The organism is Bradyrhizobium sp. 2TAF24 (genome assembly GCF_052115025.1).
Lineage (GTDB): Bacteria > Pseudomonadota > Alphaproteobacteria > Rhizobiales > Xanthobacteraceae > Bradyrhizobium_A.
Genome location: NZ_JBFRFW010000065.1, coordinates 1 through 923 on the forward strand (window position 1 = coordinate 1; position 923 = coordinate 923).

1 protein-coding gene is annotated in these 923 nt (G+C 69.5%); it reads left to right on the plus strand.

What is annotated here, in order from left to right:
• A partial coding sequence (locus AB4Z37_RS32925) for an IPT/TIG domain-containing protein (RefSeq protein ID WP_441520870.1) occupies positions 1–923 on the plus strand: 923 nt, incomplete at both ends.

The following is a 923-nucleotide window of genomic DNA, read 5'->3' on the forward strand; positions in this document are numbered from 1 at the left end:
TGTCGCCCACGGCGGGCCCGGCCACCGGCGGCACCTCGGTGGTGATCACCGGCACCAATCTGACAGGGGCGACCGGTGCCGCGGGCGTCAAGTTCGGCACCACCAATGCCACCAGCTATGTCGTCAACAGCGCCACCCAGATCACAGCGGTCGCGCCGGCCGGAACGGGCACGGTCGATGTCACRGTGACCACGGCAGGCGGCACCAGTGCGACCGGCGCCGCTGATCAATACACCTATGTTGCGGCGCCGACCGTCTCGTCCGTCAGCCCGACCAGCGGTCCGGGCAGCGGCGGAACGACCGTGACCATCACCGGCACGAACTTCACCGGTGCGAGCGCAGTCGCATTCGGCGGGACCGCTGCCGCAGGATTCTCCGTTGTCAGCGCGACGCAGATCACGGCCACCGCCCCTGCGGGGAGCGGCACCGTGGACATCCGCGTGACGACGCTCGGCGGCACCAGCGCGACCAGCGCCGCTGACCAGTTCACCTACATTCCGGCGCCGACCGTCACAACGATCAGTCCGACCAGCGGGCCGACCGCGGGTGGCACGACGCTGACCATCACCGGCACCAACTTCACCGGAGTGACGGCCGTCAAGTTCGGCGCGACCAATGCGACGAGCTTCTCCTTCGTCAACGCAACCTCGATCACGGCCACCGCCCCCGCCGGCACCGGTACCGTCGATGTCACCGTCACCACCCCCGGCGGCACCAGCGCGACGGGCGCAGGCGATCAATACACCTATGTCGCGGCACCGACGGTCACCGCGGTGTCGCCCACGGCGGGCCCGGCCACCGGCGGCACCTCGGTGGTGATCACCGGCACCAATCTGACAGGGGCGACCGGTGCCGCGGGCGTCAAGTTCGGCACCACCAATGCCACCAGCTATGTCGTCAACAGCGCCACCCAGATCACAGCG